Below are 26,477 nucleotides of genomic sequence, written 5' to 3'. Positions count from 1 at the left end.
GCAAGTGAAGCACGGTAGTCGAAAGTGTACAAAAAGAGTGTCTTGGAATACCCGATATTTAAACCTTGTCGAGAAAAACTTGACACATACTAATGATGGCAGATAAGGACAGATTCCTGTAAACGTGTTATACTATTGTCTTGCATGGTTGTGTGAATGAAGGCGGTGATTACGATCGAATTAACGAAAAGGCAGGAACAGATTCTCGAGATCGTCAAAACGAACGGGCCGATTACAGGCGAGCACATCGCCGAAAAGCTGAATTTAACGCGGGCAACGCTCCGGCCGGATCTTGCTATTTTGACAATGGCAGGTTATTTGGATGCACGCCCGCGCGTCGGCTATTTTTATACCGGAAAAACGAGCACGCAGCTTCTTACGGAAAATTTAAAACATATTTACGTAAAAGATTACCAGTCTCTGCCGGTCGTGGTTAACGAGAATATGTCCGTGTACGATGCCATCGTAACGGTTTTTCTTGAAGATGTCGGCACGCTTTATGTCGTCGACAATGCATCCCATCTGATCGGTGTTCTGTCGCGGAAAGATTTGTTGCGGGCAAGCCTTGGAAACAAAGACTTATCCGCATTGCCGGTGCATATCATTATGACAAGAATGCCGAATATTACCTGCTGCAAAAAAGATGATCTTCTGGTTGATGTGGCAAAAAAACTGATTGAAAAACAAATTGACTCGGTGCCGGTTGTGAAAGAAACAGAAACCGGGCTTGAAGTGACCGGACGGATAACGAAAACGAATATCACGAAAGCATTCGTTGAACTTGCAGACGGCGATTAAAAAGGAAGTGATCACTTTTGGCAAAACCCTATATTTACATTGTTTCAGACTCGGTCGGAGAGACGGCGGAGCTCGTCACAAAGGCGGCCATCAGCCAGTTTGAAAACCAGGACGCAGAATTAAAACGCTTCCCGTATGTGGAAGATACGATCCATATTGATGAAGTGGTTTCGCTTGCATCTATGAATTACGGCATGATCGTTTATACGCTTGTGAAGCCGGAAATGCGGAAATACATGAATGACCAAGCCGTAAAACACGGCCTTGCTGCTGTCGATTTAATGGGACCTCTCATGGACCGGCTGCTCGAATTGTATGAATCCAAACCGCTCTATGAACCGGGGCTCGTCAGAAAATTGGACGAAGCTTATTTTAAAAAGGTGGAAGCAATCGAATTTGCGGTGAAATATGATGACGGCCGGGATCCGCGCGGCATTGTCCGGGCGGATATTGTCCTGATCGGTGTTTCCCGTACATCCAAAACGCCGCTTTCACAATACCTGGCGCATCACCACTATAAAGTTGCGAATGTGCCGATTGTGCCGGAAGTGGATCCGCCGGAAGAACTTTTTCGTATTCCTTCCAAAAAGTGTATCGGTTTAAAAATTGATCCCGACACATTGAATCATATCCGGAAAGAACGGCTGAAAACACTCGGGCTTGATGGTTCGGCAAGTTATGCGACCATTGAGCGCATCAAATATGAACTGGATTATTTTAACCAGATAGCGGAGCGGCTTGACTGCAAAGTGATTGATGTTACCAACAAAGCGGTTGAAGAAACGGCAAATATTATTATGGATGAAATGAGAAATTAAAAGCGGCCAAAGGCGCGGGGAGCGCGCGCCTTTTTCGCGGCATCGGCCGGATGAAAATAAACCATTTGAAACGGGGGAAGCAGGCTAAAACGGTCTTTGTTTCCGCCCGTTTTTTTAGAATTTTCTTTTGAAAAAACGAGGCATATTTTTTTCTGCTTTTCAGTATTTATTTATAGTCAAAATGAAGCAAGTGTACTATAATAAAAAATTGTGATAAAAATGTATGATACGGGTTTAGAGTAGGCTATTAGGGAATAAACTATTTATAGTAAATGTCAAGTCTGAATTTGAATAAATTTCGACAGGGCCAAAAAAATTATGGGAAGAAGCGCAAAACATGCAGGATTCTGTGGAGCGATGTAGAATATTTGATGTAGAATATTTTAGGATGAAAAGAAAAACAGCAAACGAAAGCATGCATTGCCCGCATCCCGGATGAAATGCTGTTGAATAAAGGTGGAGCAGAAGGGATTGTTTGATGACAGGGATGATTCCGAATGAAAAAATTGATGAAATCCGCCGGTCTTCCGATATTGTGGAGGTCGTGAGCGATTATGTACAGCTCAAAAAAAAGGGACGCAATTACTTCGGCCTGTGCCCGTTCCACGGCGAGCATACGCCGTCATTTTCCGTATCCCCCGACAAGCAGATTTTTCACTGCTTTGGATGCGGCGCAGGCGGCAATGTGTTTACTTTTCTCATGGATATCGAAGGCATCTCTTTTCAGGAAGCGGCAGAAAAACTGGCACAAAAAGCGCATATCGAGCTTGGCGTCGTTTTACGGCACGAAGAGCAGAAAAACATCGATCCGAAGCGCCGGCAGATGCTGGAAGCACACGAACTGCTACAAAAATTATACCACCATTTGCTTTTGCATACAAAAGAAGGGGAACCTGCGCTAAAGTACCTTCGCGGGCGCGGGTTTACAGACGAAGCAATCGAAAAGTTCGGGATCGGGTATGCGCTGCCTGCCTGGGATTTTGCCGCCAATATGCTGCAAAAGCGCGGTTTTCCCCTTTCCGTGCTGGAAGAAAGCGGGCTTGTCATCCGCAATGAAAAGGACGGCAAATATTTTGACCGTTTCAGGGACCGGATCATGTTTCCAATCATGGATGAAAAGGGAAACGTGGTAGCATTTGCCGGAAGAGCTGTCCGGAAAGAGGAACACCCGAAATATTTGAACAGCCCTGAGACGCCGCTTTTTAACAAAAGCAAGCTGCTTTTTAACCTGAACCGGGCAAGAGGGCCGATCCGCAAAAAACAGCAGGCGGTCATTTTTGAAGGCTATGCAGACGTGATCTCCGCCGACCGTGCTGGCGTTGAAAACGGCATTGCCACAATGGGCACATCGATTACAGCGGAACACGTCCGGATGATAAAAAGGCTCACGGACGGCGTCGTCATTTGTTACGACTCGGACCAGGCCGGCTTCACTGCGGCTTTCCGTGCAGGGAAAATGCTCAGTGAAAACGGCTGTGAAGTGCGGGTTGCGCAAATGCCGGACGGACTGGACCCTGATGACTACATAAACCGGCATGGCGGAGAAAAATTCCGCAGGGATGTAATAGGGGCCAGCCTGACTTTTATGGCTTTTAAAATGCAATATTTCCGCATGAATAAAAATCTCCAAAATGAAGGAGAAAAGCTGGCGTATATAGAAGAAGTCATTCAGGAAATTGCCAAGCTGGAGAATCCGGTGGAGAAAGATCTTTACTTGCGCCAGCTGTCCGAAGAATTTTCGTTGTCTTTGGATGCCCTGAAAGAGCAGGAAAGGCAATACGGTTCCCGTGAAACCGGAAACCGGAAGAGAAGCCGGCCTGCAGGGAATCCGGCGCCTGTGCATGAAGAAGCCCGGATGCTGCCTGCCAATATGACCGCGGAGAGAAGGCTGCTTTGGCATATGCTGCGGGACGGGGAAGTTGCCTATAAAGTGAAAGATTTCCTTGGCGAAAACAGCTTTTACGGGGACGAACACCAGGCCATTTTTACTTACCTGCTTGGCTGGTACGAAGAAGGGAATCCGCCTGATACGAGCGCTTTCCTTTCTTATTTGCCCGATTCAAAATTGCAGAGGATTGCTGCCGAAATCGAAATGATGACGGTAGGCGGGGAGCTGACGGATGAGGAATTGGAAGATTATGTGCAGTATGTACTGAAACACCAGAAATTGTTGCGCATTCAGGAAAAACTGAGGGCACAAAAAGATGCCGAACGGCAAAATGATTTCCAAAAAGCGCTGCAATTGGCGGGTGAAATCGTGGCACTGAGAAAGTCCATGACCTGAAATCTCTGCTTTTTATAAATGATCAAGCTGCTGTTGGATCATTGAGTGTGTTGAAATTGTCGGAAGGAGGGGAACATATGGCTGAAAAGTCAGCACGTTCCAAAGAAGTAGAAGAAAGTGAGTTTACAGTGGAAAAAGCAAAAGAGCAACTCGTTGAACGCGGAAAAAAGCGGGGGGTTCTCACTTATGATGCCATTTCCGAAAAACTCGGCCATTTTGATTTAACATCCGACCAGATGGATGAATTTTATGAATTGCTCGGCGAACAGGGCATCGATGTGACAGATGAGGCCGGCGACGAGGATGCACCTTCCCATCTCGAACTGGAAAAAGAGAATGACGAAGAGTTTGACCTGAATGATTTGAGTGTTCCCCCGGGTGTGAAAATCAATGATCCGGTACGCATGTATTTGAAAGAAATCGGGCGGGTCGACCTTCTTTCCGCAGACGAAGAAATCGAACTGGCCAAAAGAATCGAACAGGGCGATGAAGAGGCAAAACGCCGGCTCGCTGAAGCCAACTTGCGCCTTGTTGTCAGCATTGCAAAACGGTATGTCGGCCGCGGCATGCAGTTTCTGGATTTGATCCAGGAAGGCAATATGGGCCTCATCAAGGCGGTTGAAAAATTCGATTATCGAAAAGGCTACAAATTCAGCACCTATGCCACATGGTGGATCCGCCAAGCCATCACGCGCGCGATTGCAGACCAGGCGCGGACGATCCGGATTCCGGTCCATATGGTAGAAACGATCAATAAACTCATCCGCGTGCAACGGTCACTGCTTCAGGATTTAGGCAGGGAACCAACACCGGAAGAAATTGCTGAAGAAATGGATATTTCTCCGGATAAAGTCAGGGAAATCATTAAAATCGCCCAGGAACCGGTTTCACTTGAAACTCCGATTGGCGAAGAAGATGATTCGCATCTTGGAGACTTTATTGAAGACCAGGATGCCACATCGCCTTCTGACCATGCCGCTTATGAGCTGCTGAAAGAACAGCTGGAAGATGTGCTTGATACATTGACCGACAGGGAAGAAAATGTGCTCCGCCTCCGGTTCGGGCTTGATGACGGGCGCACCCGGACCCTTGAAGAAGTCGGCAAAGTATTTGGCGTCACAAGGGAACGGATCCGGCAAATTGAAGCAAAGGCTTTGCGGAAACTCCGCCATCCGAGCAGGAGCAAACGCCTGAAAGATTTCCTTGAATAAGCCGGAAAAGAAACAGGCACGGCGCTTGTGCATCTATTTTTACAGGCGCCTTGTTTTCAGTTTACTTCCTCGGGAAGTAAACTTTTTTCTTGTAAAAAAAGGATTTTCCACCCGCCTGTCGAATAGGTTACACAGGATGTGTTGAAAAATGGACGATAAGAGAAAACAAATCATTGTCAACGAAATTAAAATGTGGAAAGAGACCAAAATGATTCCACAAGAATACTGCGATTTTCTGCTCGCGATCTATACGGAGGGAACTGAAGGCAATACCCGCAAACAAAACGGCGCAGGGAAATCCGTTAAAAAACAAGCTGCGGTTTCTGCTTTCATTCTTGCACTCGTTGCAATCGCTGTATTTGTCATTTATTTTACTGAATTACATTTTATTTTGCAAACAGGGATTTTGACAGCTTTTGTCGGATGCTTACTTTTTCTGGGAATTCATTATGCTAATAAAGAAATTTTTTACCCGGTTTTCTTTGTTGGCGCTGCGCTTATTTTGCTTCTTTTCAGTGTGTTTTTGAATGAAAAGTTATTTGGAAATCACCGCTATACTTTATATTTGCTGCTTTTTGCCAACTGCGGGCTCTGGCTTGCCGCCGGAAAGGCATACAAACTGCTGTATTTTACCCTGTCGGGGCTTCTCGGTCTTGCCATCTTGCTGGTCTCTATTGTAATATAATATATAATTTTCAGTTTTCCTGCTGCTTTTTTCCGGCTGCCAGCAATTGTATCATTTTATTGAATTTTTTGCCGCTTTTATTATAATACAAGATGAAAGCGCATTCAAGGTGTTATTTTTGAATGGGAAGGCTTTCTTTCGAAAGAATTTTCAGTTAAAATGAAAGAGATGGGCGCGGTAAATACGCTGGAGAAGCGGAAAAACAAGGGGGGGAACGCATTGAAAAGAAATCCTGTCATCCCATATGTGCTGATTATGGCATTCGGGCTTGCCCTTATCTTTTTTCTTTCCGTGAAAGGGATCGGGGATGCGAAGGAAGTGGCCAAAGAAAAGGAGCATCCAAAGCAAACCGAAACCGCTTCCTCGGAAAAGTTTGATCCGGAGAGCTTTGCCAAAAAGACTTGCGTGACCTGCCACGGGAACAATTTGCAAGGCGGGGCCGGGCCGAATCTCCATGGCATCGGCAAGAAATTGCCCAAAGATAAGATTAAAGATGTACTCAGGAACGGCACGAGCGGTGGCATGCCGGCCGGACTTGTCGAAGAGGACCATATTGATGAAATGGCGGACTGGGTATCAAAGCTAAAATAAGAGGCAGGTTCGCCGTACGGGGGGCATCCCCCTTTTTTTTATGGCAAAAAGTGGCTACAATAGAAGTATCACATGTAAAGTGGTGAAGAAATGAACAGTGGGAAACTTTCAAAAAGGCTTGAGTCGGTGGCGGCTTTTATTCCGGCCGGCACTGTATTGGCAGATATCGGGTCTGATCACGCTTATTTGCCCGTATTTTGCGTGAAGTGCGGCAGCGTAGCAGAGGCGGTTGCCGGGGAAGTGGCGGAAGGGCCGTATCATTCGGCGCAAAAACAAGTGGAAAAAGCAGGGCTGGCCGGAAAAATCAGCGTCCGGAAAGGAGACGGGCTTGAAATCCTGGCTCCAGGGGAAGCGGGGTGCATTACGATTGCCGGGATGGGCGGCGCGTTAATTGCCTCCATCCTTGATCGCGGAAAAGCAAAACTAAACGGCAAAGAAACGCTCATCCTGCAGCCGAATACCGGATCGCACATTGTCCGCGGATGGCTGGCGGAAAACGGATGGGCCATTACAGGAGAAGACATTCTCGAGGAAGACGGAAAAATATATGAAATTATTGCAGCAGAATATGCGGGCGCGCTTGTGGCGCTCACGGAAGCGGAACGCCTGGTGGGCCCGGTTTTAATCAAAAACCAAAATGAAGCTTTCCGGAAAAAATGGCGCAATGAAATCAAAAAATGGCAATCCGTGCTCAGCCATCTGGAGCAGGCAGGCGCAAGCCCGGAAATTGAAGAAAAAAAGGGCGTCTATCGCCATTTGATTGCTTTGGTAGAGGAGGTTTTAACATGAAGCATGCGAACGGGCATGATGTCATCCAGCTATTTGAGCAGTTTGCACCGAAAAAGTTTGCAATGGACGGGGATCCGGTCGGGCTCCAAATCGGGCAGTTAAACGGGCCGGTGAAAAATGTGCTGGTGGCGCTTGATGTTTTGGAAGATGTGGTGGATGAAGCGATTGAAAAGGATGCCCAGCTGATTATCGCCCACCATCCTGCCGTTTACCGGCCGTTAAAAAACATGGCGACGGATACCCCCCAGGGGCGGCTGATTGAAAAATGCATCAGCCACGGGATTGCTGTATATGCCGCCCATACAAACCTTGATATTGCAGAAGGGGGCGTGAACGACTTGCTGGCGGAGGCGCTAGGGCTCCGTGATACGGAAGTATTATCGCCTCTTTTTGAAGACAAATTGAGGAAACTGGTTGTTTTTGTCCCGGTATCCCATGAAGAGGCTGTAAGAACGGCGCTTGGGAATGCCGGCGCGGGGGCGATCGGGAATTACAGCCATTGTTCTTTCTCCGCCCGCGGTACCGGCCGTTTTCTGCCGGGGAAAGGGACAAACCCGTTCCTCGGGGAAGCGGGCAAACTCGAGGCAGCAAGTGAAACAAGGGTTGAAACGATTTATCCCGCATCGATTGAAAAACAGGTGCTCGCCAGCATGTTTGAGGCGCACCCGTATGAAGAGGTTGCCTATGATATTTATCCGGTCGTAAATGAAGGCCGGAAGTTCGGGCTAGGCCGGATCGGCGAAATCGAACGGGAAATGGCACTGCGGGAATTTGCGGAACATGTAAAAAAAACGCTCGAAGTTCCGGCATTGCGCGTCGTCGGAAATTTGGACGAAAAAGTGAAAAAAGTGGCTGTTCTCGGCGGAGACGGCAACAAATATTTTGCTGAGGCAAAAAGGGCGGGGGCCGATGTGTTTGTCACCGGGGATTTTTATTACCATAACGCCCACGATGCACTGGCGCTCGGGCTGAATGTCGTAGACCCCGGGCATAACGTGGAGAAGGTGATGAAAAAAGGGGTTGCGGCCTATATGCGAAAAGCATGCAGGGAGCATCAGCTCGATGTCCGCTTTATTGCATCCGAAGTAAACACAGACCCGTTTCAGTTTCTTTAAGAAAACGCCGGGGCCGCTGAAAGCAGGGAAAAGGCGGCCTTTTTTAACCCGGGCCGCGTTATCCTTTAAAGATTGCGATGGCTCATTTTCATTCTTTTTGCCGGTGCCCCGTTGCATCCCGTATGGATGCCTTCCTGAAAATACGTGCCAACGGGTATTCATTTTCATTCCGGTGCTGCAGTCGTTCCAGCATGGATAGTTAAAGGCAAAAGGGCGGATGCCCACCGGACTCCGCCCTTTTGCCTTTATTACTTTTCCGGCCGGAAGCGTTCCAACCGGGTTTTTATGCTTTTTGGCCGGAAGAAGGGTGCGGCGCTTTGACTTTCGGCAAAATTTTGTTTAATGGTACGTTCCGCTTTCGTTCCCAGGTTGATTCGTCTTCCGGGTCGAATTTCTCAAGAAATGCAATGACTTCACGCACGATCGGCGTCGGCGTCGATGCCCCTGCCGTTACGGCAACTTTTTGTACACCTTCAAGCCATGCCAGCTCAATTTCTTCGACATCGGCAATCCGGTATGCTTTTGTGCCGGCGATTTCTTCCGATACTTGCGCGAGGCGGTTTGAATTGTTGCTGCGCGGGTCGCCGACTACAAGCAGCAAATCGGCCTCCCCGGCCTGCCTGGCAACGGCTTCCTGGCGAATTTGCGTGGCATGGCAGATTTCATTGTACGTTTCCGCATGCGGGTATTTCTTTTGGATGTGTTCCATCAAATCCGCCACGTCCCATTGGCTCATCGTCGTCTGGTTTGTTACAATAATTTTATCATTGCGGATATCGAGGGCTTCCACGTCTGCTTCCGTTTCGACGAGATGGACAATCGCGGGTGCGACACCGGCTGCCCCCTCGGGTTCCGGATGGCCTTTTTTTCCGATATAAATGACATCATAGCCTTCTTTTTCTTTTTCGCGGATTAAATCATGGGTTTTCGCCACGTCCGGGCATGTGGCATCAATGGCCGTCAAGCCTTTTTTTCGGGCAAGTTCGCGCACTTCGGGGGAGACGCCGTGCGCGGTAAAAATAACGGTGCCTTTTTCCACCTTTTCGAGAATTTCTTTGCGGTTTTTGCCGTCGAGCGTAAGGATCCCGTCTTCTTTAAAGGCATCCGTCACATGCTGGTTGTGGACGATCATGCCAAGGATATAGATGGGACGCGGCAAAGTTTTATCCATTGCGGCGTTGCGGGCAATGACCATTGCGTCAACAACGCCGTAGCAGTAACCCCTGGGGGAAATTTTCAGCACTTCCATCGCGATCCTCCTAACAGGGTGCCGGAACGCCGGCATCCGGGCTGGGAAATGAGTCTATTACATTTGTATTATATCGGAATGCGGCAAAGAATACAAAACGGGTTTTTGCACAGCCGGCCGTGCCTGAAATAGGGCGCGCTTCCCCGGAAGGATGGAAACGCACGGGCCGGTGCCAGCTTTTAATAGAAAAAACCGTCTGCACGCGGGTACAAACGGTTTTGGCGTCTTAAATAAACAATTTTGGCACGGAAGCCCCTTTTTCCGGGCGTTTTTCGCCATTTGTGCTTTCTGCGGGTTGAGATGATGCGTTACGACCCGCCTGCCGGTTGCTTTTTTTCTCTTTTGCCGGTTCAGTTTTTTTCTCTTTGCTGCTTAATTCGCGGTTCTCCTGCCCCTCCTCTTCCGGGGCATTTTTCAGGCCGCGGTACAATTTCCACATCGCCGGCAGATTTTTGACGAGCGGGCCGACCTGCTGGATCTGCTGGATCATCGGGCCGACCTGTTGCGCGGTTTTCAGGACGTTTTGTGTATTGTTTAAAAACGAACTGATCGAAGAAGGATTTGTGATGGATTTGAAAAGTGATCCGCCTCCCCCGGCGGTACCCCGCTGGAAGGCGGCTGCCGGGTTGGCGGCTGCTGTTTGCCCGCCCCTTTGGAACAGTCTGGATAAAAACCCTCCGCCCCGTCCTGCAGTTGCGCCCGCTCGGCCCGGAAATCCCGGCATTTGCCCTCCGGCTCTGAATTGCCCGGGCATGCCCGGCCCGCCCAGGCGGTTCCCGGCAAACAGACTACGCTGCATTCCGCCGAACGGGGGCGGGTTTTGCCGGCCGAAAACCGGCGGCATATTTCTTGGCGGCATCCATTTGACCCCCTTTCTGTTTGGCTTTTGCGTTCAATATTACAATATGCAGGCCAAACGGAAACGTCTGGCATGCAAAAAAAGTTTCTTTCTGCCCGTAAACGGCACAAAAATTTCCATTTGCATACCGGGGCATGCGGAAATTGGCATTTTTCTCGGATGTTGATTATAATAACAAGACGTTCTGCTGCATGAGAGAAGGAGTGGAAACATGAACGGAACAAAATGGAAAGATTTCGGTTTTAAACCATTTATCGAAAAAGCGATCGAACATAAAGGCTTTGCCGAACCGACGGAAATACAGCGAAAAATGATCCCGCTTGTTTTGCGTGGGGAAAGTGCCATTGGACAGTCGCAGACGGGAACGGGGAAAACACATGCTTATGTGCTACCGCTCTTGCAAAAAACAGACCCGTCTCTTGCGGAAGTCCAGGCGGTGATTACGGCCCCGACGCGGGAACTGGCGGCACAGATTTACCATGAAATTCAGGAAGTATTAAAATGGGAAGAAACAGGCCGGATAACCGCCAAACTGTTTATCGGCGGAACGGACAAGCAGCGTGATATCAGCAAACTGAAAAAACAGCCGCAAATTGTAGTCGGCACGCCGGGCAGGGTGAATGATCTTGTGAAAGAGCAGGCGTTGTTTGTCCATACAGCAAAAACGTTTGTTGTCGATGAAGCGGATATTATGCTCGATATGGGCTTTATCGTGGATGTCGACCAAATTGCGGGGAGGATGCCTGAAAAACTGCAAATGCTCGTGTTTTCGGCAACCATTCCCGAAAAATTAAAGCCGTTTTTAAAAAAGTATATGGAAAATCCGAAATTCGAGCAGGTAGCGCCGCGGCAAATCGCAGCAGAAAAAATTGAACATATTCTGATCCCGAAACGCGCGCGGGAGAAAATTGACGTGTTGCATGATGCCCTCGAGGCGTTTAACCCGTACTTGGCGATTGTATTTGCAAACACAAAAGCGATGGTGGAAGAAATTGCTGCAGGGCTCTCGGCAAAAGGGATGAAAACGGCCCGTATCCACGGAGACCTCTCGCCGCGGGAACGGGCGAAAACGATGAAACAAATCAAAAACCTGGAATACCGGTATATCATTGCCACTGATCTGGCCGCGCGCGGGATTGATATCGAAGGGGTCAGCCATGTCGTAAACTACGAGCTGCCAAAAGATTTGACGTTTTACGTCCACCGCGCCGGCAGAACGGCCCGCGCCGATCTATCGGGCATATGCGCAACCATTTACGAACCTTCCGATGAGTTTGCCCTCACGCAGCTTGAGAAAATGGGGATTGCCTTCATCTACCGTGATGTGCGCCGCGGCGAATGGGTGGAACTGGGCGACCGGAACCGCCGCAAAAAGCGTGTGAAAAAAGCGGATAAAACGGAAACCGCGGCGAGAAAGGCAATCGGCAGGCCGAAAAAAGTGAAGCCGGGCTATAAAAAGAAAATGGAACGGCAGATCGAAATGCTGAAAAAACGGCAAAGGAAATTGCAAAAACGGAAATAAAAGGGGAGAAACACCATGCTTAAAATTGGTTCACATGTCTCGATGAGCGGCAAAAAAATGCTGCTTGCGTCAAGTGAAGAGGCGGTTTCATACGGCGCCAACACATTTATGATTTATACCGGCGCACCGCAAAATACAAGGCGGAAGAAAATTGAAGACTTGAACATTGAAGCAGGCCTTGCCCATATGAAAGAACATGGCATAGAGGAGATTGTCGTCCATGCGCCGTATATTATCAATATCGGCAACACAACAAATCCTGCGACATTTGAACTCGGTGTCCGTTTTTTGCAGTCGGAAATTGAGCGGACGGAGGCAATCGGGGCGAAGCAGATCGTTTTGCATCCGGGCGCCCATGTTGGAGCAGGGCCGGAAAAAGCGATCAAGAAAATCATTGAAGGGCTGAATGAGGTGCTCGTTCCGGGGCAAACCGCCCAGATTGCGCTTGAAACGATGGCCGGCAAAGGATCCGAATGCGGCAGGACGTTTGAGGAACTGGCGGAAATCATAGACGGCGTCAAATACAATGACAAGCTTTCCATTTGCTTTGACACTTGCCATACCCATGATGCCGGCTATGATGTGAAAAACCGGTTTGATGAAGTGCTGGATGAATTTGACCGGATCATCGGCATCGGTCGCCTGAAAGTACTGCATATCAATGACAGCAAAAATGAAGCCGGCTCGCACAAAGACCGGCATGAGAATATCGGGTTTGGCCATATCGGATTTGAAGCCCTTGACTATATCGTGCATCACCCGGCGCTTCAGGACATCCCGAAAATTTTGGAAACCCCTTATGTCGGCGAAGACAAAAAGAACCGCAAGCCCCCGTACAAATACGAAATCGCCATGCTTAGAAACAGGGAATTTGACGAAAATCTGCTGGCCAAAATTGTGGAACAGCCCGTTTGAATCCCGGCCGGGTTTTAAAGCCGCTGAAAAAGGCCAAATAAAAACATAAAAACGGCGGGACACCACCATTCATCGTGCCCCGCTGTTTTTTTGCATCTATACCGTTTCAAAGCTTTTGGTTTTGCCTGGATTTGTTAAAAATAAACCTCCATTTTCAAAATGAAATAAAACTGTAATCTATTTGCCAAAGAATGAATGATATAATCAGAAATATCAATAGATTAATAGAACGGGAGCTTCACATAATGGGGAAAAGCCGGTACATAGCAATGGAGGCGTTAAGGTGAACAGGAAGTTTTTGTCGTTAACCGCTGCTGCATTTATCGCAGGCAGCGCTTTCGTCCCGCTTAGCAAAGCATCCGCAGAAACCGCTGCCAAAAGCATTCAAAACGAGGAGTCGGCCGTGCAGGAAAGCATTTCCGGCAAGCAAAACGAGATTGCGAAGATTGCAGAAAACGAGAAACAGCTTCAGTCGGATATGGATAAAATTTCGGCTAAGATCCGCCAGACCAATCAGAAAATCAGTGAAAAAACGCAGGAAGTGTCAAATGCGCATGACGAAGTTGCATCGTTAAATGCAAAAATGAAAGAAACGCAAAAAAGAATAGAAGAACGCAACAACGTACTTGCCCGACGTGCGCGTGACATTCAGCAAAACGGCGGGCTGGACAGTTACCTGAATGTGCTGCTTGAATCCGGCAGCCTGAGCGATTTTGTCAGCCGAGCAGCGGCGTTAACGACGTTTGTCCAAGCAGACCGCGCCATTTTAAAAGCGCAGGAAAAAGACAGCCAAACATTAAATGCAGCAAAAGCTGAAGTGGAAAAGAAGCTTCAGAAAGTGCAGTCGGATTTATCCGAGCTGCAGGAGCTGAAAGAAGAAAACAAATACCGGTTTGCAGACCAGAAAAGCCTGAAAGCAGCGCTCAAGGAGCAAAAACAGGCTGTTGCAGCTGAGTTGGCCAGGCTGAAAGACAAAGAAGCTTCCTTAAACGCAGAGGAAAAAGCAGCGCTCGCTGAACTTGAAAGCAAGCAGGCCGCGGCCGCGCCATCTGATGCGGCAAAACCTTCCGCTCCTCAAGACCGGGAGCAAGAGGATTCCGCCTCTTCCGGCACGGGCGCCGGAAGAGGCCCGGATGGTTCAAACGGAAAAACCGCGGCACATACACAGAAGGAAAAGGCAAAGCCCGGATCCCGCGCAAAACATGTTGCGCGCGTATCTTCCTTTTCTGATTCCGGCCGCTCTTCAAATAACGCTTCCGGAACGGTTGAAAAAGCGATCAGCGCCGGTTCGGCTTTAATCGGGCATACCTCCTATAAAATGGGCGGCGGAAGGACGAAAAGCGACATTGCAAACGGGATTTTTGACTGCTCCTCCTTTGTTCATTGGGCATATGCGCAGGTAGGCGTGGATCTGGGCGGCTCCGGCGCGAATACGGATACGCTTGCCGGTCTTGGACAGGTGGTTAGTGCTTCGCAAATGAAACGGGGGGACCTCGTCTTCTTTGATACTTATAAGTACAACGGCCATGTCGGCATTTACCTGGGCGGCGGCAAATTTCTTGATTGCAACAGTTCAGATGGCGTTTCCATTGACAACATGAGCAGCGGCTACTGGAAAAAGTGCTTTAATGGCGTTGTCAGGCGTGTAGTTAAATAAGGAAGAACCGGCCGAAAAGCTGTTTTTCGGCCGGTTCTTTTCTATTTTGCCAATAAGACAAACACCCGGTTGATTTCTTTTGCGGTGAGCGGGCTCGTAATTTTTGCAATGTCCTTCAGCGCTTTGCTGCGGGCCTGGTCATCAAAGATGTCCAATTGTTTTCCCCGCACATAATCCGCGATTTTTTCCGCATCTTCGCGGCTGATTTTCACGTTAAACTGCCGCGCGTATTTAAAAAGTTCCGCGCCGGTAATGATATTCACCTTATAATTGACCATATTTTGAATCAGTTTCAATATCCATCACTCTCCCCGTTTCATGTATATGCGGGCCGGGAAGAAATGTTTCGGATGGGGCATTGCGCCGGAAGCAGAAAAGCGGCAAGAAGGCGGCAACCGCCGGCATTTCACCGCGAACCGCCACCCTTTACAATCTTCCGGAAAGCGGGTATAATGTTTAAATCGGAATGATTCTGATTGAGGAGTTGCGTATGGAAGAATACATTGTGGAAGTTTCAGGCCTCTCTTTCCGTTATGACCGGAAGAATGTGCTGGAACAGATCGATTTAAACATACCAAAGGGAGCGTTTCTCGGCATCATTGGCCCGAACGGTTCCGGAAAATCAACACTGTTAAAGCTCATGCTCGGGCTGTTAAAACCGCAGGAAGGGGAAATCCGCCTTTTCGGCACGCCGCTCAGCCGCTTTAAAGACTGGAGCCGGATCGGTTTTGTTTCGCAAAAAGCCAATGCATTTAATACCGGTTATCCTGCGACTGTTTTGGAAGTGGTCGAAAGCGGCCTGGTGAAAAAAACCGGCCTGTTCCGCTTCCTTGGCCCCAGCGCCAGAAAGGAAGCAATGGAAGCGATCCGCTCAGTCGGGATGGAGGCGTACGCCCATCAAAATATTGGCGAGCTAAGCGGCGGCCAGCAGCAGCGTGTGTTTATCGCGCGGGCCATTGTCAGCAAGCCGGAGATTTTGATGCTGGATGAGCCGACAGTCGGTGTGGACCAGCACCATGTCCGGTCTTTTTACGAAATGCTGGAGCGGCTGAACAGGGAATGGGGCATTACCCTGATTCTTGTCACACATGATATCGACGCCGTTTCCGACGAGGTGACGCATGTTGCGTGCCTAAACCAGCATTTATACTTCCATGGCGACATCCACGCGTTTCAGCAACTGGATGAAGAAAAACGTTCATTCTGGTACGCCCGCGATGCCCGGTTGCTGGCACATGAATATGGGTGAGAAGGAGAAACCGAATGATTGCTGCACTTTTTCATTATCACTTTTTGCAAAATACATTTTTGGCCGGGATTTTAATCGGCCTTATTGCCCCTTTGATCGGCAGTTTTATTGTCGTGCGCCGTTTGTCGCTGATTGCGGACGCGCTCAGCCATGTCACATTGTCCGGGATTGCTGTCAGCCTGTTTTTAAGCAGCAAGCTTCCTGTTCTTGCCGGGCTGAACCCGCTTTATATCGGCACCGGCTTTTCCGTGCTCGGATCCGTGCTGATCGAGCGGCTGCGCGGGGTTTACCGGCATTATGAAGAACTTGCGATTCCGATTATCATGTCGGGCGGGATTGGCATCGGGCTGATCTTTATTTCTGTGGCCGGCGGGTATAATGTAGATTTGATGAATTACCTGTTCGGCAGCGTAAGCGCGGTAAGCCGGGCTGATCTTTGGCTCATTCTGGGGATTGCCGTCATTGTGGCGGCTGTGATCCTTTTGCTGTACAAGGAACTTTTCCTGCTTTCTTTTGATGAGGAATATGCTAAAGTGTCCGGCATCCCTGCGAAAACGATCCACCTGCTGTTTATGGTGCTGATTGCGCTTGTAATTTCGGCCGCGATGCGGATCGTGGGGATTATGCTTGTATCTGCGCTGATTACGCTCCCGGTAGCGGCCAGCATCCGCATCAGCCGGGGATTTAAACAGACCATTTTGTTTTCCGTTCTTTTTGGTGAAATTTCCGTTTTGGGCGGGCTGGTCACGGCGTTTTATCTGAATTTGCCGCCCGGCGGTACAATTGTGGTGATTTCCATCGCTATTTTGCTTTTGGCGGTTTATATGAAACGATTCCGGCCTGGTGCCGGTTTGAACAAAATGAAGGTGTGAACATGCTTTTGGATGAGGCAATTGAAATCTTGAAGGAAAACGGCTATAAGCATACAGGAAAAAGAGAAAAAATGCTCGATTTGTTTTCGGAGAGCAATAAGTATTTGACGGCAAAAGACGTGCTCGTGTGGATGAAAGATGATTATCCGGGCCTCAGTTTTGACACGATTTACAGGAATTTATCGCTTTTTGCCGAACTTGGCATTCTGGAAGTGACAGAGCTGTCCGGTGAAAAGCATTTCCGTTTCAAATGCTCGACAAACCACCACCATCACCATTTTATTTGCTTGGCGTGCGGGAAGACGAAAGAAATCCCGGATTGCCCGATGCCGACGGTCAGCGGTTTGGAAGGGTATGCCATTTCCGGCCATAAGTTTGAAATTTACGGCACGTGCCCGGAATGCATGGCGGATGAAACGCGGCAAAATATTTAACAAACCCTGCTTCCGGCAGGGTTTGTTAAATACTTGGAAATTTTCACACATGCATTTTCAAGAAATAAGCCAAGCGGGCGGCGCACAGGTCACCCGCAAAAAGCGCACCCCCAATCCGGCCTGCCCCTTACAGAAAGAAGGAGCCCTTTAATCGTGTGCGGCGCGGCCGGATTGGGTGATCCAGCGCCTGACCCAGTCGTCCGCTTCTTTCCAGTTTTTCACCCGGTACACATTTTCCGGGACGGGATCCCGGTTGTACGGGGTGTCAAACAGAAGGACGGGGATGCCAAGGGTCTGTGCAATGGCAGCCGCATTGTCATGTTTGTCTTCCAAAAACAGATCAACGCTGTATTTTTTTGCGGTTTCCACTTTATGATGCGTGCCGATCAGCTCGATATGATGGTATTTCAGCTGTTGTTTTGTAAACCAGTTTTTGGTCACATCAAGCAGATGGGATGCGCGTGCACTGATAAAATACAGCTCAAACCGGTCTGCCCATTTGTTTAACACTTCTTTTGCCCCTTTTGCCACCGGGGATTTTGCATAGATCACAGGCTCCGACCGGATAAACCAGTCGGCAAATGTCCCGGCAGGAATATCGACGACATCTGTGATCTCATACTTCGTTAAGTCTTCATATTTCAGGCCAATGTGAAAGGCATCGTTAATGAACGGAATAAGCGTTTCAGGGTCTGTCACAGTCCCGTCAATGTCAATGCCGAAACGGTATTTTTTCACCATGGTGCGCCTCCTTTGTGTTTTGAATGTGAAGCGATCGTGCTGCCTGTTACCCGGGCCCGTTTGCAAGGGCCGGGCCGGCAGGATAAACATTGCCGCGCATGAAGAAACACCGGCTTGTTTTACGCCGGTGTTTCGGTCAGACGGGGTTCGCGTTTTGCGCAGCCTGTTTTTGGTAATACGCTTCGGCAAGCATGTCGATTTCTTTTTTCAGTTCTTCCACCATTTGATCTTCCGGCACTTTCCGTATGATTTTCCCTTTGCGGAACAGGAGGCCTTCCCCGCGTGCGCCGGCGATGCCGATATCCGCTTCTCTTGCTTCGCCGGGGCCGTTGACGGCGCAGCCGAGGACTGAAACTTTAATCGGCGCTTTAATGGTCTGTAAATATTCTTCGACTTCGTTTGCGATGCTGATCAAATCGATCGCAATCCGGCCGCAAGTCGGGCATGAAACGAGCGTTGGGGCATTGGAGGAAAGCCCGAATATTTTCAGCAGCTCGCGCGCGACTTTCACTTCTTCCACCGGGTCGGCGCTTAAAGAAATGCGGAGCGTGTTGCCGATTCCCATATTTAAAAGCGCCCCAATCCCTGCGGCACTTTTGATGGTGCCGGAAAACAGCGTCCCGGATTCGGTAATGCCGAGATGGAGCGGGTAGTCAAATGTCCTTGCCGCTTTCTCGTACGCTTCGATGGCAAGGCGGACGTCCGAGGCTTTCATGGAAACGATAATGTCGTGAAAATCCAGGTCTTCGAGAATCCGGATATGGTGCAGGGCGCTTTCGACCATGCCGTCTGCTGTAGGGTATCCGTATTTTTGCAAAATTGGTTTTTCAAGGCTTCCTGCATTGACGCCGATCCGGATTGGGATGCCGCGCTCTTTTGCCGCTTTCACGACCGCTTCGACTTTTTCACGCTTGCCGATATTGCCCGGATTAATCCGGATTTTATCGACGCCGCCTTCAATCGCGATTAACGCAAGCCGGTAATCAAAGTGGATATCCGCGACAAGCGGGATATGGATTCTTTTTTTTATGTCGGGAATAGCCCTTGCCGCCCGTTCATCCGGGACAGCAACGCGCACGATCTGGCAGCCTGCTTCTTCAAGCCGCTCAATCTGGCGGACGGTTGCATCGGCATCATGTGTTTTCGTCGTCGTCATACTTTGAATGAATAGTTCATTGCTGCCCCCGATCGTCAAGTTTCCGACCTTGACAGGGCGCGTTTTTGTACGGTGTATGATCTCACCCAAGGATATTCGCTCCTTTAATGATCTGTCAGTCCATAAACATTTTACCAACTTACATTTTAACAATTGACTGCCCCGATTGACAAGCCATTGTCCGCATTTTACCGGGATTCGCCGTAAATGGGAAACCGGTACGTTTGTCCGATCTGGATGTCTTCCGGTGCAATTCCGCCGTTCAGTTTGCTGAAATCACGGATCGCTTTTTCAATCGAAGGCGCCGGCCCGCCCGATATTTGTTTGATAATCGTAAGCACCGTGTCACCGGAATGGACTTTGGCTGTGACATACGGGCGGTGCGTTGTTTGCGGTTGTACGGCAACGGTTTTTCCGGCTGTTTCTTTTGCATTCGTCGGGATTGTGCCTGCGTGGAGATCGTAGTAGATGCAGTAAGAGATAAGGGCAGCGAAAAAGAGCACAGCGATTTTTTTCAACATGGACATTCCCTCCTTTATGAGTGCTACCAGTATATGCCGGTATTCTGCAATTAGAACCCGGGGGGATTCAGAAAAATGCAGGCGTAAAATTTGCCATCTATCAACCGGTTTTGGTACATTAAATATGACAAATATTTGAATCTTTCCGGTTCAAAACATTACATAAAGGAGGAATAAAGATATGACGTACACTTTACCGCAATTGCCGTATGCGTATGATGCACTGGAGCCTTATATTGACAAGGAAACGATGAACATCCACCATACGAAGCACCATAATACTTATGTCACCAACTTGAACAAAGCGCTGGAAGGCCATGACGATCTTGCTTCCAAATCCGTTGAGGACTTAATTTCGGATTTGAATGCGGTTCCGGAAGAAATCCGTACAGCGGTTCGCAACAACGGCGGGGGGCATGCCAACCACTCGCTGTTCTGGACGCTGCTTTCGCCAAATGGCGGCGGCGAACCTAAAGGCGCGCTGCTTGACGCGATCAACAGCAAATTCGGCAGCTTTGAAAAATTCAAAGAACAATTTGCAGCTGCTGCAGCAGGCCGTTTCGGTTCCGGCTGGGCATGGCTTGTTGTCCATAACGGCGAGCTCGAAATTATGAGCACCCCGAACCAGGACAGCCCGCTTTCCGAAGGCAAAAAACCGGTTCTTGGCCTTGATGTTTGGGAACATGCTTACTATTTGAAATACCAAAACCGCCGTCCGGAATATATTTCTGCATTCTGGAATGTTGTAAACTGGGACGAAGTGGAAAAACTGTACGAAGCAGCGAAATAATCGCGATCCATTTAAAAAAGGGCGTGCCGCGCAATTTGCGTGCACGCCCTTTTTGCATGCACCCGTGCATAAACGCCCCCGTTTTTCAAAACAATATAGGGGAATGGGGGGAGTTTTGATTTATGAAGCGTGTGCAAAAATGGTTCGGAGATATAGAACTGTCAAAAGATCTGCTGCTGCTGCTTGCGATCGGCGGGCTTTATTCTTTAAGCGTTTCGCTGTCCAATTCTTTCGTTAACATATATTTATGGAAGCAGACAGGGAAGTACATAGATCTGGCGGTATATAATTTATCGGTTGTCATCCTGCAGCCGCTCACTTTTATCATTGCGGGAAGATGGGCAAAAAAAGTGGACAGGGTCATGGTGTTCAGGATCGGGGTTGCCTTTTTGGCGCTGTTTTATTTATGCGTGCTGTTTTCGCGGGGGCATGCCGGCGATTTTATCGTTTTGCTTGGCGGGCTGCTCGGTATCGGCTACGGCTTTTACTGGCTCGCCTACAATGTACTGACGTTTGAAATTACGGAGCCTGAGACGAGGGATTTTTTTAACGGCTTTATGGGGGCATTCGGTTCCATCGGCGGCATGGCCGGGCCGTTTGCCGCAGGGCTGATCATTTCAGCAATCGGAAAAACCGGTTATACGGTCGTTTTTGCCCTCTCCCTGATCCTGTTTGCCCTTGCCGTCGTCCTCAGTTTTTTTATTGCGCCGCGCCCTGCACACGGCCGTTATTTGTTTAAGCAAATCGTAAAGGAACGACACCGCAACCCGAATTGGAAACGGATTACAAGCGCCCATTTTGTCCAAGGTTTAAGGGATGGCACGTTTGTGTTTATGATTTCCGTTTTCGTGTTCCTTTCTACGGGGAGCGAGCTTTCTCTCGGCACGTTCGGGCTGATCAATTCTTGCCTGCAGTTTCTCGGGTACACGCTCGTTGCCCGTTATATTAAAATCAAGCACCGCCAGCGCTCGATTTTTTTGGGCGGGCTGCTTCTGTATGCGGCCGTGTTTTTGTTTGTTTTTGAAGTCACCTATCCGAGAATGCTGCTTTATGCCGCAACGATTGCGATTGCTTACCCGCTTCTGCTTGTCCCGTATAATTCGATGACATACGATGTGATCGGCAGGGCATGGAAAGCAGCGGAAGCACGGATTGAGTATGTTGTCGTGCTTGAAATATTTACCAATGCCGGCAGAGTTGCTTCAATTTTACTTTTCATTGCAGCCGTCACTTTTTTCAACAGCCAGGTGAGCATCCGCGTGCTGATGCTAGTCATTGGGGCAGGGCATTTGTGCATTTCGCTTTTTACAAGGAATATCCGGATTGGGGATATGTAGGGCCGCCGTTTCCAAAAATGGCGGTATTTTTTATAGCCATGTCCGCATTTTTTCGCTAAAATGGAATGTATAGCCGATGGCGAAGGGAGGAGCAGAAAAAGGTTGAAAAAAAAGAAGCGGAAAAAGCGGTCGCATATTCCATTTAGAATGAATATGCTGTTCTTTGCTGTTTTTGTGCTTTTTTCGGTCTTAGTCGTGCGTCTGGGCATTGTGCAGATTGTCTACGGCCAGGATTACAAAAAAGAACTTGAACAGACGGAAGACAAGACGATCCATACTTCTGTTCCAAGAGGAAGAATTCTTGACCGGAACTATAAAGTGATTGTGGGCAATAAAGCGCTGAAGGCGATCACATATACGAGAACCCAGGCGGATGACAACAAAAAAATGCTGAAAGTGGCAAGGAAACTCGGGGAAATCATCAAAGTGCCGGATGCGGATGTGAAACGGCTGACGGACCGGGATAAAAAAGACTTTTGGATCCTGACCCATCCGAAAGCGGCAAAGCAGCTCGTTTCCAAAGCAGAACAGGCAAAGCTCGACAACGACAGCGACAAAATATACAAGTTGCAGCTGAAGCGGATTACGAAACAGGATCTGGATTCAATGTCGCCGGAAGATCTCAATGTGCTCGCGATCTACAGCAAAATGTCGGCCGGCTATGTGCTGTCCCCGCAAATTATCAAAAACACGGGCGTGACAAATAAAGAGTATGCGACTGTGAGCGAGAATCTTTCAGCGCTGCCGGGCGTGGACATTACAACCGACTGGGAACGGAACTATGTGTTCAGAGAGGCAAACAGCAACGATTCGGTTTTAGGGTCAATCCTCGGCGATGTGACAACCGAAAAAGAAGGCTTGCCTGCCGACAAGGAGCAGTACTACACGGCCCGTGGATACAGCCGCAATGACCGCGTCGGGAAAAGCTACATTGAACAGCAGTATGAAGATGTCTTGAGCGGCGAAAAAGAAAAAGTGGAAGCGAAACAGGATAAAAAAGGGAATGTCATCTCTTCAAAAGTGATCAGCAAAGGGAAGCCGGGCAGCGACCTTGTCCTGTCTATTGACATTGACCTGCAAAAAGAAGTGGAGAAAATTATTACCGATGAAATCAAAGCGGCCCGCGCAAGCAATCCGCTTGCTGACCGTGCCTTTGTCACCGTCATGAACCCTTATACCGGCGAAGTGTTGTCAATGGCCGGCAAACAGGTGGTCACAAAGAACGGATCTGCGAAAATCAAGGACTTTGCGCTTGGGAATATGACAACCGCTTATCCTTCAGGTTCAGCGGTAAAGGGTGCGACTGTTTTGACCGGGTACCAGACCGGGGCCATCTCGCCCGGGAGTGTATTTGTTGACCAGCCGCTCCATTTTGCCGGCACCCCTGTGAAAAAATCGTGGGTTGCCAACGGTTTTGGGGCGATTAACGACTTAAAGGCCCTGCAGGTTTCATCTAACGTATATATGTTCCGGACGGTGATGGCGATCGGCGGGCAGCACAATTATGTGCCAAATGGCCCGCTCAGGATTGACAAAATGAAAACGATCCGGACATTGCGCAAATATTTTGCCCAGTTCGGGCTTGGCGTCAAAACCGGCATTGACCTTCCGGGCGAAGTCGGCGGCTACCAAACGGAAGTCCCGCCGAACAGCGGGAACGTGCTCGACTTTGGGATCGGGCAGTTTGACACGTATACGCCGCTGCAGCTTTGCCAGTATGTTTCCACGATCGCAAACGGCGGTTACCGTGTGCAGCCGCATATTGCGAAGGAAATCCGTGAACCAAGCCCGGACGGCAAGACACTCGGGCCTGTCGAGAAAGACATCGGCACGACGGTCTTAAACCGTGTGGATATGAAAGAATCATACATCAACCGCGTCAAACAAGGTTTCTATAATGTGGTGAACGTTCCCCACGGAACAGCTTACGGGCGGATTGATTCCAGCCTGAAAGTGGCAGGGAAAACCGGGACAGCCCAGGCTGTTTATGGCGGTGAACTGGTGGAAAAATACGACGCCGCAGGAAGAACACATCCTTCTCTCTGGAGCAATGCATGGAATTCCACTTTTGTCGGCTATGCGCCGTACAATCATCCGGAAATTGCCATCTCGGTCGTCGTGCCATGGTCCTATATGGGGGGAGCATCCGACCCGCACACGAATTTAAAAATTGCAAACCGTGTGTTTAAAGCCTATTTTGATCTGGAGAAAAAAGAGGAGAGCAAAGCAACAAATACGCCGGAAAAGACAGTTGCAAATGCCAACTAGGCCGTCTCCGGCTGAGGAAAAAACGGATAACAGGGGGAACCCTGTTATCCGTTTTCTGTATAAATCTATTCTGGTATTTGCATGGCACCGGAAATGATGCGTTTCACTTCGTTTACGGGGAGGGCGGACTGCCTTGCGATCTGTTCGAATGAAAGGCCCTGCCGGAACAAAGCGAGCACCTGGTTTTTTACAATTTCATTGACCGGACTTTTGCCGGACGGATCCGGAAGAAACGGATCGGCTCCGGGCATCATAAATTCTTCTTCGAGCGTCTGTAATCTTTTTTTGATCTGGTACGTTTCCTGGAAAAATTTTAAAGACAAATCTTCCAGTTCCTGTTCTACCAGATGTGCGTGGTCCTGGCGGAAAAACGAAATAAGAAACAATACCACAGAAAGCGCCAGTAACACAATCAGCGTAATAACCATCCAGTTCTCTCCTTTTTCATTGCAAAGTACTATTGTTAGTTATATCATGATTTTCCTGTGAAGTGTACCGCCTATCCGGCAAGAGGGGGCCAATTCGTGCCAGCAAAGCGGGACCGGCAGGCTTGCTTGCCCCATTCAAGTGAAAATTTCACATATATCGGCAGCCGGTGGGAAGAACGGTTTTGTTTGAAAAAACATACTGGCAATCGTACGTGAAAAATGCTATGATAGAAAAGTCGTATGCACGATCGATTGAGAAAGATGGAGGGATGAAACATGCGTGTAAACATTACACTGGCTTGCACGGAATGCGGTGAGCGTAACTATATTACAACAAAAAATAAACGTACGACCCCGGACCGTATTGAATTGAAAAAATATTGCCCGCGGGACAAACGTGCAACCGTACATCGCGAAACAAAGTAAACAGCAGGCGTTTTCCTGCTGTTTTTTCTTTTGCCACAGCGTTAGCGGATAATTTCTCCCCCGGTAGGAAAAATAGAAATGAGTTGCAGAAAATTTTTCGGGGGAGGAATCGCCATGAACAGATGGGTGAAGTGGATGGTGGTGCTGCTTCTGTTTTCAGCAGCTTACCGGAACCGTTACCGGGTATTAAACACTGTATTTGGGTACGGCCCTGCGAGAAAATTGGCGGTCACGGCGGCAATGCGGATTCCCGGATTACGGTCGCGCGTCATGGGCCAGGTTTTTCAATAGCGGTGAAAAAAGGGCGGGTGTAAAAGGCCAAACGCTTTACACTCCGCTCTTTTTTTCGATATAGTTAGGATAAAATGGATGGAAAAAGGCAGGGGAAATCGTGAACAGTAGGGCAGATGTTTTGTTTTGGGCAATCAGCCGCCATTTTGTCGTGGAACAGGAGTACCGGATCCTGTTTTTGAGTGAAAACCGGGATGAAATGTGGCTTGCCAATACAAAAAAGAAGAATTTGCCGCTTGTGCGTCTTTTGCGGTATGACATCGACTGGGGCAACTGGTTATACCGCGACATCCGCGATTGTTGCGCACAGGCTGAAGATTTATGCAAACAAATAAAGCGGCTTGCTCCGCGCGTACTCAATATTTACGTAAGCGAGTATGCGCCGGTTGACGATTATGAAATCTATTTGGATGAACCGATGCATATCAATGGCGGAAAAACGGAACTCCGCAGCGTATTGATTGAAGGGGAGAATCCTGGTCCCGGGATCAGTAAGCTGCGCCCGTTCACGGAAAGCCGGCTTGCCATTGCGCCTGAAACGATGAGCGGGGACGCCTATGCATTACAGCGGACGGTGTTCGAAGCCGAGGCGCGCCGGGAAGAGGAGGAACGGCAGCTGTTTGACGCGGGCAGGCCATTTTTTACATACGTCTTTCTGGCCGTACAGATTGCCGTGTTTATTGTTATGTCGCTTACCGGCGGGACGCAGAATACGCAAAACCTGATCCGTTTCGGCGCCAAGTACAATCCGCTGATTATGGAAGGGCAATATTGGCGGCTGATTATGCCCGTTTTTATTCATATCGGGATCATGCACCTTTTTATGAATTCGCTCTCTTTATACTATATCGGGCCGCTTGTCGAACGGATTTACGGCAAGGCGCGCTTTGCCCTGATTTATTTGTTCGCCGGGTTTACAGGCTGCCTGGCCAGCTTCCTGTTTTCACCAAGCCTTTCTGCCGGCGCAAGCGGTGCGATTTTTGGCTTGTTCGGCGCGCTTCTTTACATCGGGACGGCTTACCGAGATCTTTTTTTCCGGACAATGGGACCGAGTGTCATTACGCTCATCATCATTAATCTCGTTTTCGGTTTTTCCGTTTCCGGCATTGACAATTTCGGGCATCTTGGCGGGCTTTTCGGCGGCTTTCTTGCAGCATGCATCGTCCACTTTCCGAAACGGAAGCGCATCGGTGTGCAGCTTCCGGCTCTTCTTATTGCCGCTTTCCTCGTTTATATGGGTCTGCGCGGCATTCACCCGGCAGACTAATAAGCATGCCCCCGTTTCGGTTCCGGGCCGCTTCTTTGGCGTGCAAGTGCGGGCCTTTCGGGGGACGGATCGTGCCGGGATAAAAATTTCTCTCTTTAGGGCCGGGGGAAGCGCGCCGGTATATAGGGGCGCCGTGGGTTTCCGCGGCTATCCTTCAAAAAATGCACCGGGCAAGGTTTCACGGCGTACTTCCACGCCGGGCGG

The 26,477-nt window shown here is 49.1% G+C and carries 27 protein-coding genes; 20 read left to right on the top strand and 7 right to left on the bottom strand.

Translation table 11 applies throughout. The annotated features are described in order from the left end of the window. The first annotated feature begins 156 nt into the window (after positions 1 to 156). The 8 genes from ccpN to IC21_RS03080 all read left to right on the top strand — a co-directional run bounded on the left by ccpN (position 157) and on the right by IC21_RS03080 (position 8,291). Positions 157 to 798: a transcriptional regulator CcpN gene (ccpN, locus tag IC21_RS03115; RefSeq protein WP_029143042.1), complete on the top strand. Its 642-nt coding sequence runs from the start codon at positions 157 to 159 to the stop codon at positions 796 to 798. A gap of 17 nt (positions 799 to 815) precedes the next feature. Beyond that, positions 816 to 1,616 (top strand): pyruvate, water dikinase regulatory protein, encoded by an 801-nt coding sequence (locus IC21_RS03110; protein ID WP_029143043.1) that lies wholly within the window; start codon positions 816 to 818, stop codon positions 1,614 to 1,616. 478 nt (positions 1,617 to 2,094) lie between these two features. Continuing rightward, positions 2,095 to 3,900, top strand: a complete 1,806-nt coding sequence (gene dnaG, locus IC21_RS03105) for a DNA primase (protein WP_029143044.1) — start codon at positions 2,095 to 2,097, stop codon at positions 3,898 to 3,900. Between the two features lie 77 nt (positions 3,901 to 3,977). After that, positions 3,978 to 5,111, top strand: a complete 1,134-nt coding sequence (rpoD, locus tag IC21_RS03100; RefSeq protein WP_019720565.1) for an RNA polymerase sigma factor RpoD — start codon at positions 3,978 to 3,980, stop codon at positions 5,109 to 5,111. 148 nt (positions 5,112 to 5,259) lie between these two features. Further along, positions 5,260 to 5,796 carry a hypothetical protein gene (locus IC21_RS03095; RefSeq protein WP_035180437.1) on the top strand — a complete coding sequence of 179 codons (537 nt, stop codon included), beginning with the start codon at positions 5,260 to 5,262 and terminating at the stop codon, positions 5,794 to 5,796. 219 nt (positions 5,797 to 6,015) lie between these two features. Beyond that, positions 6,016 to 6,387, top strand: a complete 372-nt coding sequence (gene cccA, locus IC21_RS03090; protein WP_013859675.1) for a cytochrome c550 — start codon at positions 6,016 to 6,018, stop codon at positions 6,385 to 6,387. 90 nt (positions 6,388 to 6,477) lie between these two features. Further along, positions 6,478 to 7,176: a tRNA (adenine(22)-N(1))-methyltransferase gene (locus tag IC21_RS03085; protein WP_013859674.1), complete on the top strand. Its 699-nt coding sequence runs from the start codon at positions 6,478 to 6,480 to the stop codon at positions 7,174 to 7,176. Then, entirely contained in the window at positions 7,173 to 8,291 is a 1,119-nt protein-coding gene (locus IC21_RS03080) for a Nif3-like dinuclear metal center hexameric protein (protein WP_029142050.1), read from the top strand. The genes IC21_RS03085 and IC21_RS03080 overlap by 4 nt, the downstream gene beginning before the upstream one ends. Positions 8,292 to 8,574: 283 nt before the next feature. On the opposite strand, the gene IC21_RS03075 is transcribed toward IC21_RS03080, so the two are convergent. Both IC21_RS03075 and vrrA read right to left on the bottom strand, forming a co-directional pair. Further along, positions 8,575 to 9,540, bottom strand: coding sequence for a 4-hydroxy-3-methylbut-2-enyl diphosphate reductase (locus tag IC21_RS03075; RefSeq protein ID WP_029142051.1), 966 nt, complete (start codon positions 9,538 to 9,540; stop codon positions 8,575 to 8,577). Between the two features lie 226 nt (positions 9,541 to 9,766). After that, positions 9,767 to 10,399 carry a VrrA/YqfQ family protein gene (vrrA, locus tag IC21_RS03070; RefSeq protein WP_029142052.1) on the bottom strand — a complete coding sequence of 211 codons (633 nt, stop codon included), beginning with the start codon at positions 10,397 to 10,399 and terminating at the stop codon, positions 9,767 to 9,769. A gap of 211 nt (positions 10,400 to 10,610) precedes the next feature. Here vrrA and IC21_RS03065 point away from each other — a divergent pair, with 211 nt between their 5' ends. From IC21_RS03065 to IC21_RS03055, 3 genes are all read left to right on the top strand, one after another. Next, on the top strand, positions 10,611 to 11,921 hold the full coding sequence (locus IC21_RS03065; protein WP_013859669.1) for a DEAD/DEAH box helicase: 1,311 nt from the start codon (positions 10,611 to 10,613) through the stop codon (positions 11,919 to 11,921). Between the two features lie 15 nt (positions 11,922 to 11,936). Continuing rightward, positions 11,937 to 12,836 (top strand): deoxyribonuclease IV, encoded by a 900-nt coding sequence (locus IC21_RS03060; RefSeq protein ID WP_029142053.1) that lies wholly within the window; start codon positions 11,937 to 11,939, stop codon positions 12,834 to 12,836. Between the two features lie 283 nt (positions 12,837 to 13,119). Next, complete coding sequence (locus tag IC21_RS03055) at positions 13,120 to 14,493, top strand: C40 family peptidase (protein ID WP_029142054.1); 1,374 nt, start codon at positions 13,120 to 13,122, stop codon at positions 14,491 to 14,493. A gap of 41 nt (positions 14,494 to 14,534) precedes the next feature. On the opposite strand, the gene IC21_RS03050 is transcribed toward IC21_RS03055, so the two are convergent. Beyond that, positions 14,535 to 14,789 (bottom strand): DUF2624 domain-containing protein, encoded by a 255-nt coding sequence (locus IC21_RS03050; protein ID WP_013859666.1) that lies wholly within the window; start codon positions 14,787 to 14,789, stop codon positions 14,535 to 14,537. A 194-nt stretch (positions 14,790 to 14,983) separates the two neighbouring features. On the opposite strand from IC21_RS03050, the gene IC21_RS03045 reads away from it, so the two are divergent. Genes IC21_RS03045 through zur form a run of 3 tightly spaced genes read left to right on the top strand, consistent with a single transcriptional unit; the run spans position 14,984 to position 17,048 of the window. Next, a complete protein-coding gene (locus IC21_RS03045; protein WP_029142055.1) occupies positions 14,984 to 15,742 on the top strand; it encodes a metal ABC transporter ATP-binding protein in 759 nt (252 codons plus the stop codon). A gap of 14 nt (positions 15,743 to 15,756) precedes the next feature. After that, positions 15,757 to 16,614, top strand: coding sequence for a metal ABC transporter permease (locus IC21_RS03040; RefSeq protein ID WP_019720577.1), 858 nt, complete (start codon positions 15,757 to 15,759; stop codon positions 16,612 to 16,614). A gap of 2 nt (positions 16,615 to 16,616) precedes the next feature. Then, on the top strand, positions 16,617 to 17,048 hold the full coding sequence (gene zur / locus IC21_RS03035; protein WP_029142056.1) for a zinc uptake transcriptional repressor Zur: 432 nt from the start codon (positions 16,617 to 16,619) through the stop codon (positions 17,046 to 17,048). A gap of 147 nt (positions 17,049 to 17,195) precedes the next feature. On the opposite strand, the gene IC21_RS03030 is transcribed toward zur, so the two are convergent. From IC21_RS03030 to yqfZ, 3 genes are all read right to left on the bottom strand, one after another. Further along, on the bottom strand, positions 17,196 to 17,789 hold the full coding sequence (locus IC21_RS03030) for a 5' nucleotidase, NT5C type (RefSeq protein WP_013859661.1): 594 nt from the start codon (positions 17,787 to 17,789) through the stop codon (positions 17,196 to 17,198). 136 nt (positions 17,790 to 17,925) lie between these two features. Then, a complete protein-coding gene (gene ispG, locus IC21_RS03025) occupies positions 17,926 to 19,026 on the bottom strand; it encodes a flavodoxin-dependent (E)-4-hydroxy-3-methylbut-2-enyl-diphosphate synthase (protein WP_142236779.1) in 1,101 nt (366 codons plus the stop codon). Between the two features lie 107 nt (positions 19,027 to 19,133). After that, on the bottom strand, positions 19,134 to 19,466 hold the full coding sequence (gene yqfZ / locus IC21_RS03020; RefSeq protein ID WP_029142057.1) for a protein YqfZ: 333 nt from the start codon (positions 19,464 to 19,466) through the stop codon (positions 19,134 to 19,136). A 181-nt stretch (positions 19,467 to 19,647) separates the two neighbouring features. Between yqfZ and sodA the strand changes: the two genes are divergently transcribed. The 3 genes from sodA to IC21_RS03005 all read left to right on the top strand — a co-directional run bounded on the left by sodA (position 19,648) and on the right by IC21_RS03005 (position 23,861). Next, positions 19,648 to 20,256: a superoxide dismutase SodA gene (sodA, locus tag IC21_RS03015; RefSeq protein ID WP_013859658.1), complete on the top strand. Its 609-nt coding sequence runs from the start codon at positions 19,648 to 19,650 to the stop codon at positions 20,254 to 20,256. A gap of 122 nt (positions 20,257 to 20,378) precedes the next feature. Then, positions 20,379 to 21,593 carry an MFS transporter gene (locus tag IC21_RS03010; RefSeq protein ID WP_019720582.1) on the top strand — a complete coding sequence of 405 codons (1,215 nt, stop codon included), beginning with the start codon at positions 20,379 to 20,381 and terminating at the stop codon, positions 21,591 to 21,593. 102 nt (positions 21,594 to 21,695) lie between these two features. Next, on the top strand, positions 21,696 to 23,861 hold the full coding sequence (locus IC21_RS03005; RefSeq protein ID WP_029142058.1) for a peptidoglycan D,D-transpeptidase FtsI family protein: 2,166 nt from the start codon (positions 21,696 to 21,698) through the stop codon (positions 23,859 to 23,861). 65 nt (positions 23,862 to 23,926) lie between these two features. On the opposite strand, the gene IC21_RS03000 is transcribed toward IC21_RS03005, so the two are convergent. Further along, entirely contained in the window at positions 23,927 to 24,289 is a 363-nt protein-coding gene (locus IC21_RS03000) for a hypothetical protein (RefSeq protein WP_029142059.1), read from the bottom strand. Between the two features lie 276 nt (positions 24,290 to 24,565). On the opposite strand from IC21_RS03000, the gene rpmG reads away from it, so the two are divergent. The 3 genes from rpmG (at position 24,566) to IC21_RS02990 (ending at position 26,273) form a co-directional block, all read left to right on the top strand. Further along, a complete protein-coding gene (rpmG, locus tag IC21_RS02995) occupies positions 24,566 to 24,715 on the top strand; it encodes a 50S ribosomal protein L33 (protein ID WP_014098013.1) in 150 nt (49 codons plus the stop codon). Between the two features lie 114 nt (positions 24,716 to 24,829). Continuing rightward, complete coding sequence (gene yqgO, locus IC21_RS16965; RefSeq protein WP_168940082.1) at positions 24,830 to 25,006, top strand: protein YqgO; 177 nt, start codon at positions 24,830 to 24,832, stop codon at positions 25,004 to 25,006. A gap of 100 nt (positions 25,007 to 25,106) precedes the next feature. Continuing rightward, entirely contained in the window at positions 25,107 to 26,273 is a 1,167-nt protein-coding gene (locus IC21_RS02990; RefSeq protein WP_029142060.1) for a rhomboid family intramembrane serine protease, read from the top strand. Positions 26,274 to 26,477 lie beyond the last annotated feature (204 nt).

Origin of the sequence: Heyndrickxia coagulans DSM 1 = ATCC 7050, from assembly GCF_000290615.1 — a bacterium.
Classification (GTDB): Bacteria; Bacillota; Bacilli; order Bacillales; family Bacillaceae_C; genus Weizmannia; species Weizmannia coagulans.
Note: the sequence above shows the minus strand (reverse complement) of the source record. Positions and strands in the feature narration are given on the sequence as shown.

Excerpts from the sequence above, each read along its gene's own strand:
- ccpN (WP_029143042.1), top strand. The coding sequence starts at position 157 with ATGAAGGCGGTGATTACGATCGAATTAACGAAAAGGCAGGAACAGATT.
- dnaG (WP_029143044.1), top strand. The coding sequence starts at position 2,095 with ATGACAGGGATGATTCCGAATGAAAAAATTGATGAAATCCGCCGGTCT.
- rpoD (WP_019720565.1), top strand. The coding sequence starts at position 3,978 with ATGGCTGAAAAGTCAGCACGTTCCAAAGAAGTAGAAGAAAGTGAGTTT.
- IC21_RS03095 (WP_035180437.1), top strand. The coding sequence starts at position 5,260 with ATGGACGATAAGAGAAAACAAATCATTGTCAACGAAATTAAAATGTGG.
- IC21_RS03085 (WP_013859674.1), top strand. The coding sequence starts at position 6,478 with ATGAACAGTGGGAAACTTTCAAAAAGGCTTGAGTCGGTGGCGGCTTTT.
- IC21_RS03080 (WP_029142050.1), top strand. The coding sequence starts at position 7,173 with ATGAAGCATGCGAACGGGCATGATGTCATCCAGCTATTTGAGCAGTTT.
- IC21_RS03075 (WP_029142051.1), bottom strand. The coding sequence starts at position 9,540 with ATGGAAGTGCTGAAAATTTCCCCCAGGGGTTACTGCTACGGCGTTGTT.
- vrrA (WP_029142052.1), bottom strand. The coding sequence starts at position 10,399 with ATGCCGCCAAGAAATATGCCGCCGGTTTTCGGCCGGCAAAACCCGCCC.
- IC21_RS03065 (WP_013859669.1), top strand. The coding sequence starts at position 10,611 with ATGAACGGAACAAAATGGAAAGATTTCGGTTTTAAACCATTTATCGAA.
- IC21_RS03060 (WP_029142053.1), top strand. The coding sequence starts at position 11,937 with ATGCTTAAAATTGGTTCACATGTCTCGATGAGCGGCAAAAAAATGCTG.
- IC21_RS03045 (WP_029142055.1), top strand. The coding sequence starts at position 14,984 with ATGGAAGAATACATTGTGGAAGTTTCAGGCCTCTCTTTCCGTTATGAC.
- IC21_RS03040 (WP_019720577.1), top strand. The coding sequence starts at position 15,757 with ATGATTGCTGCACTTTTTCATTATCACTTTTTGCAAAATACATTTTTG.
- zur (WP_029142056.1), top strand. The coding sequence starts at position 16,617 with ATGCTTTTGGATGAGGCAATTGAAATCTTGAAGGAAAACGGCTATAAG.
- IC21_RS03030 (WP_013859661.1), bottom strand. The coding sequence starts at position 17,789 with ATGGTGAAAAAATACCGTTTCGGCATTGACATTGACGGGACTGTGACA.
- yqfZ (WP_029142057.1), bottom strand. The coding sequence starts at position 19,466 with ATGTTGAAAAAAATCGCTGTGCTCTTTTTCGCTGCCCTTATCTCTTAC.
- sodA (WP_013859658.1), top strand. The coding sequence starts at position 19,648 with ATGACGTACACTTTACCGCAATTGCCGTATGCGTATGATGCACTGGAG.
- IC21_RS03010 (WP_019720582.1), top strand. The coding sequence starts at position 20,379 with ATGAAGCGTGTGCAAAAATGGTTCGGAGATATAGAACTGTCAAAAGAT.
- IC21_RS03000 (WP_029142059.1), bottom strand. The coding sequence starts at position 24,289 with ATGGTTATTACGCTGATTGTGTTACTGGCGCTTTCTGTGGTATTGTTT.
- rpmG (WP_014098013.1), top strand. The coding sequence starts at position 24,566 with ATGCGTGTAAACATTACACTGGCTTGCACGGAATGCGGTGAGCGTAAC.
- yqgO (WP_168940082.1), top strand. The coding sequence starts at position 24,830 with ATGAACAGATGGGTGAAGTGGATGGTGGTGCTGCTTCTGTTTTCAGCA.